Raw genomic sequence first — 5,960 nt, forward strand, 5'->3', positions numbered from 1 at the left:
AGAATAATATCTGTATGAAGGGGATTTTCTGGAATACGACTGGTAATTAGGGCAAAGATAATGTGTTGATAGCCTCCAATTTGATTGGTTAGGCAATAAGCAGGACGAACCTTACTGGAAGATAAATCGTCGAAGGGAAATTGAATTAATACAATTTTACCCTTCATTAGTTACAGGTTGTCCATCGTTAAGAGTATAAATATCTTCTTCGGGATCTTGCAGAAAAGCAAAGCTAGGGTTATGGGAAACGGCATCTAGCCAGTTTTTTTCGTTCAGTTCATCCTCCGACATCAAAAGAATGACGCGCACAAACCGATCTTTTTCTTGGGGAATAGGATGATCAAGTTGAATTTGTCCTTGGGTATTGAGGATACCAGTGGTTTCAATCGCACGCATAGCAAAACCTAAAAGAAGTGATTCGATTCTAACATTAAAGTAACCATAAAAAGCGGTGACGGGCAACTACAGCGATCTCCATTCTCAGGCTCCCCCTATTAGACTTCATCTTTTTATTGGTTATTGGTGCGCTTCCATATAGGCTCGGAGCAACTGATAACAGTTAACAGTTAACAGTTAACTGCTAACTGTTAACTGATTAGGAGAGATCGCACACAACCCGAAACCCGTGTCCGTAGCCGAGAACATCCATGTCGCCGCGATACGCGGAACGGCAAAGTCCGGGATAGGAGTCACAAGCGCCGCCACGGAGTGATGATTTGATACCTAGATAATTACCCCATGGAATACTGCCATTTTTTTTAATATTGTCTGGTTTGGTTGCATAACTTGCGTGATATTTATCCGCACACCATTCCCAAACATTGCCGTGCATATCATAAATTCCCCAAAGATTAGGTCGCTTTTGCCCAACAGGATGAGTTACATTATCTGAATTATCAATAAACCAGGCATAATCTCCTAGTTGACTTTCATCATCGCCAAAACTAAATCGGGTTTCTGTGCCAGCGCGACAGGCATATTCCCATTCTGCTTCTGTAGGCAAACGGTAGTTTTTTCCGGTTAACTTGCTCAGTTGTTTACAAAAGACTTCAGCATCATCCTTACTAACAGATTTTACTGGGTTCTGGGAATTTCGTGAAAAACTTGAACTAGCTTTTTCCATCACCGCTTGATACTGTGCTTGGGTGACGGGATATTTGCCTATCTGAAATGCTGGCACAATTACTTCATGTATCGGTTTTTCATCTTCATACTCATTAGAACCCATGTTAAATTTACCGGCGGGTATATCCACCATTTCTAAGTGAAAGTCTGGAGGCAATGAGGTAATATTTTGGCTAATTTTTATATTTTGACTAATTTGTTTTCGTTTTTGTTTTCGTTGAATAGGCTCATTAGCTGACCGAATTACCCTAGGTGATACTTGTAATAATTTATCAACATTTACCTCTGCCAAGCTAAATTTAGAGTTAGCTGCCAATTTGTCATGACCGTAAGCCATTAAAGCTTTTAGCTTAATATGACTACCCCAATAGCGAAGCGACTCTTCATATTCTTTGGTTTTTTCTTCATCTAGTGCAAATTCTTCTAATTTTGCTAAAATTTTCTTATCATTTTCTAAATCTGACAATAACAATGGCCATTTTAAACTAATCGCAGTAAATTTACCTAACTGTTCAAAAGTTAGAGAAGGAACTAACAAATTATCATTCTCATCTCGCTCCTCAAAAAATAAACCAGTTTCATTAGCGATATAAACCTTGAGACGAAAGACATTGATAAAGTGTTTAATCCGTCGCGGATTGTAATCCAATGCGGGAGCCACCATCATAATGATATTCCGCACTGTTTGGGAATCTCTATTATCAGATTTGTTGACTTGAATCGCTTCTAATCGCTTAATTACAGATGCTCGTGCTTTCTCTTTTTCGGTTTGTTCAGATTCTATCGAAGGATTATCTAGAGACAAGTTTTTTAAATCACTTGTCTGATTACTTGTTGCAGAAGTGAGATGCTTTTGCGAATTATTTCTCTGGGGTAAAGCTAACTTAAACTTACCCCAGAATGACTGAAAAAATGTAAAATGAGGTTTAGCTGGCTGTAAATTGGGAGGAGTTGAAGTAGCAAGCTGAATCAAAAAACGCTCAAAATCTGACTGGGATGGTTGGGGAACTAAAAAGGGAAGCTGGACAAACTTTTCAATGAAAGTATAACCATAAGCTAACCCTTTATTAGCACTACGTCTCGCTAAAATATCAGGATCAATTTCTGTGGTTTCTGACGGTAAATACTTGAGAATGTTTTCGTATTTTACCGCTAAACTAGCGGCTACTTTTTCTCTGTCCATTCCTAAAATAAACACCACTGAAGGATCATCAGCAATCATCAAGTTAATCGCTTGCATCAAGTCCGCTGATTTTGGATGTTCACAACGATCTAAATCGTCAATAAATACATATACTCGATCATTGCCAATATAAGCATCAACAATTTTAGCAAAATCTTCATGAAATTCTTCTACAAATGCCGATTGTTTTTTATAATCTGGGGCTTCTATGTATTTAATTAGGTTGTTTTTAGGGTTTTGGAGTAACCTTTGAAAATTTCTCGATAAACTCTTAATACCAGCAAAAATTCCTGCTCCTGATAAAGTTAAACCTCCGGCGGTAAATAACAGTTTAAAAACTGAATTAATTTTACTCCAAAAAACATCTTGAGAGGTTGTTGCTCTGATTAATTCGTTAATTCCTTCAACTCCATAAATGATTAAAATAAAAGGAATGGCAATTGAGGCACAAATCACAAAAATTATTAATGGTAAAGCTTTAATTAATTCAAATAAGCCTTTTTCTAAGTTAAAACGCAATAATTGTAATTTAAAATGGCCTAGGATAATTCGAGGCAAATCTCGCCAATTTTTGGGCGTAGAAATCTGCTTAATAAAAGACAGCGCAAAAGCTGCCCATACCGACTCCGCTTTATCGTGTCGCCAAGCATTAAACCAAACCGTCCGACCTCCCTTTTTTCGTAAATATTCCTCTAACATTTTCATAAAAGAAGACTTGCCACTACCCCACTCTCCCTCAACCGATAAAGTTAGGGGTGGTTGTGTCTGCTCATGCAACAAAAATTCAGCGATCGCTATTACATAAGGCTCAAATCCGAGAGCATCATTATTAGTAGCTTGATCGCTGACGCTAGTATTGCGGATAGATTCAGGAGAATCGGACATGGTAGTCATTTTTAGGTGACAGAGAACGGAGAGTAAAATAGATTACCCTAAGTAAGTGGTTCTAATTATACTAAATCTGGTTATTAAAAACTGATTATTTATTCCCCCTTTTGCCTCTTTAGGAAAGTCAGACCAATCCGTTTTTAATAAGATAATTAACTCCCAATCCAACTTGAAGAACCCGCTCCCCACCCTCCTATACATTTTAAATAGGTGGCAGTTTAGGGAGAACTGGAATAGGTGTACAAGCTGCCCCACCCATGACCGTCAGTTTATTGGCGTTGGAAACGTTCCAACGCAGCCACCAGCGCATCCACCTCGGCTTTAGTATTGTAGAAAGCCAAGGAAGGGCGCACCGTTGCCTCGAGACCAAAGCGTCGCAGAATAGGTTGAGCGCAGTGATGGCCTGCCCGCACGGCAATCCCTTCCCGATTCAGGGCTTGTCCAATCACTTCCACATCAAATCCCTCTAGCACAAAGGAAAGCACGCCGGCCTTATCGGCTGCCGTCCCAATCAAACGCAGGCCCGGGATGGTTGTCAGTCCCGCAGTGGCGTACTCCAGAAGTTCATGCTCGTAATTGGCAATGGTGGTCAAACCAATCTGCTGAACATAATCCAAGGCCGTCCCTAAGCCAACGGCATCGGCAATATTGCCCGTTCCAGCCTCAAAACGAGTGGGAGCCGCCTGATACACGGTACGCTCAAACGTCACATCCACGATCATGTTGCCGCCGCTTTGCCAGGGAACCGTGGCATTTAAAAGGTCTTCTTGACCATAAAGTACCCCGATCCCTGTGGGACCAAAGACTTTATGCCCGGAAAAGACGAACCAATCACACCCTAATTGTTGAACATCGATCGGAATGTGGGAAACCGATTGAGCGCCATCTAACAAGACTTTAGCCCCGACCCGATGGGCTAAATCAATGATTTGTTTGGCGGGAGTAATGGTTCCCAAGGCATTGGAAACATGGGAAAAGGCCACCAGTTTTGTGCGGGAGTTGAGTAATTGTTGGTACTCTGCCAGTAAAATCTGCCCGTGGTCATCCACAGGGACAACCCGCAATTTTGCTCCCGTTTGGGCGGCTAGTTGCTGCCAAGGCACAATATTGGCATGGTGTTCCAGATGGGTGAGGACAATCTCATCCCCCGCTTGTAGGGTTTGTTGTCCCCAGCTTTTTGCCACCAGATTAATGCCTTCCGTTGTCCCCCGCACGAAAATGATTTCGTTAGCAGATGAGGCATTGAGAAAACGGCGTACCGTTTCTCTGGCCGCTTCGTAAGCATCTGTGGAACGGGCCGCTAATTCATGGGCGGCACGATGCACATTGGAATTTTCATGGCTATAGAAATGAACGAGGCGATCGATGACTGCTTGGGGCTTTTGAGTTGTTGCGGCATTGTCGAACCAGATCAGTGGTTTGCCATTCACCCGTTCTTGCAGGATAGGAAAATCCAGGCGAACGGTATGAACATCAAAGAAGCTGGGTCGTTGAACGCTTCGCCCGCTGGCATGGGGGACAAAAAGGGGATCGATCGCTGGGACTTGAACAAGCTGGCCCGGCTTGGCCACTACCGCCGGAAGGTCGGGGATTTTTGTTTCTAACTCCTCAATGAAGTAGAAAGAGGGGGTTGCTAAGGGTACAGCCAAGGGAACTGTGGGCCGTTCGCCCACAGCAGCCGGGGAAGTTGCGGGGGTGGATGGCACCAGATAATCCCGGTCTGGACTCAACCCCTTCGCCACCTCGGCCTTAAGGTCGTGCCGTTGTAGTTCTTGAATTATCGTCTGGGCGAGATGCTCAAGAAGGTCAGGTTGAAATAAGGGGTTAAGAGAAATGTTCTCGACCTCAGTTGGGGCAGTGGTGGGCGGGGATACAGAGGGTAGATTCCCCGCCGCCTTTTCAGGGATCAGTTCAGGGTTAGTCATAGTCGTAGATGTGGTATTGGTTGACATCAACGTTCTCCAGTACGGCCGCCGCATCGTCGGTCAACACTGCCAACGAACAGTAGAGGGAGACCAGGTAAGAGGCGATCGCCTTGCGACTAATCCCCATAAATCGCACCGACAAGCCAACTCCCTGTTGACCGGGTAAATTGGGCTGATAGAGACCGACCACCCCTTGACGGCTTTCTCCTACCCGCAATAACAAAATATTGGTTTTGCCTTGTTCATTCACGGCCAACTTATCGGAAGGAATCAAAGGCACGCCCCGCCAGGTAATAAACTGAGACCCGAATAATGACACCGTGGCAGGGGGTACACCCCGTCGGGTTGCTTCTCGGCCAAAGGCCGCGGTCTCGCGTAGCGAGAGCGTTGCGACCGCTTTAGGATGGGCGAGGAAAAATGCCGGTTCCTTCCACACCTTCACCAGCAACTCATCCAAATCGTCTGGCGTGGGCGCACCATTGCGAGGTTGCACTTTCTGGGAATCAACAATATTGTTGAGCAATCCGTACTCATGGTTGTTGATCAACTCATTTTCTTGACGTTCCTTCAGGGTTTCGATCGTCAGGCGCAATTGTTCATGGATCTGATCGTGGGGACTGCTGTAGAGATCGGACACGCGAGTGTGAACATCCAGTACCGTATTCACCGCACTCAAGAAATACTCCCGGGGGTTCTCTTCGTAATCCACAAAGGTTTCGGGCAGCTCCCGCTCATCTCGTTCAGAGCAAGCCACCTCAACCCGGGAGGCATCCCTGACTTTGTTGAGACGATAAATCCCCGCTTCAACGGGTAGCCAATGCAAGAGGCGAACGAACCAC

The 5,960-nt window shown here is 44.4% G+C and carries 4 protein-coding genes; all 4 read right to left on the reverse strand.

Going from position 1 to position 5,960, the window contains the following annotated elements:
* Nucleotides 1–156: 156 nt before the first annotated feature.
* Nucleotides 157–396, reverse strand: coding sequence for a hypothetical protein (locus PX484_RS16150; RefSeq protein ID WP_002750429.1), 240 nt, complete (start codon nt 394–396; stop codon nt 157–159).
* Nucleotides 397–595: 199 nt separating this feature from the next.
* On the reverse strand, nt 596–3,193 hold the full coding sequence (locus tag PX484_RS16155) for an SUMF1/EgtB/PvdO family nonheme iron enzyme (protein WP_287767757.1): 2,598 nt from the start codon (nt 3,191–3,193) through the stop codon (nt 596–598).
* 272 nt (nt 3,194–3,465) lie between these two features.
* Complete coding sequence (locus PX484_RS16160; protein ID WP_288104746.1) at nt 3,466–5,148, reverse strand: family 2A encapsulin nanocompartment cargo protein cysteine desulfurase; 1,683 nt, start codon at nt 5,146–5,148, stop codon at nt 3,466–3,468.
* Nucleotides 5,114–5,960, reverse strand: an 847-nt coding sequence (locus PX484_RS16165; protein ID WP_288104749.1) for a family 2A encapsulin nanocompartment shell protein, incomplete at its 5' end; no start/stop codon positions are given. The genes PX484_RS16160 and PX484_RS16165, both read right to left, overlap by 35 nt.

The organism is Microcystis sp. M49636_WE2 (assembly GCF_030065375.1).
Classification (GTDB): domain Bacteria; phylum Cyanobacteriota; class Cyanobacteriia; order Cyanobacteriales; family Microcystaceae; genus Microcystis; species Microcystis aeruginosa_C.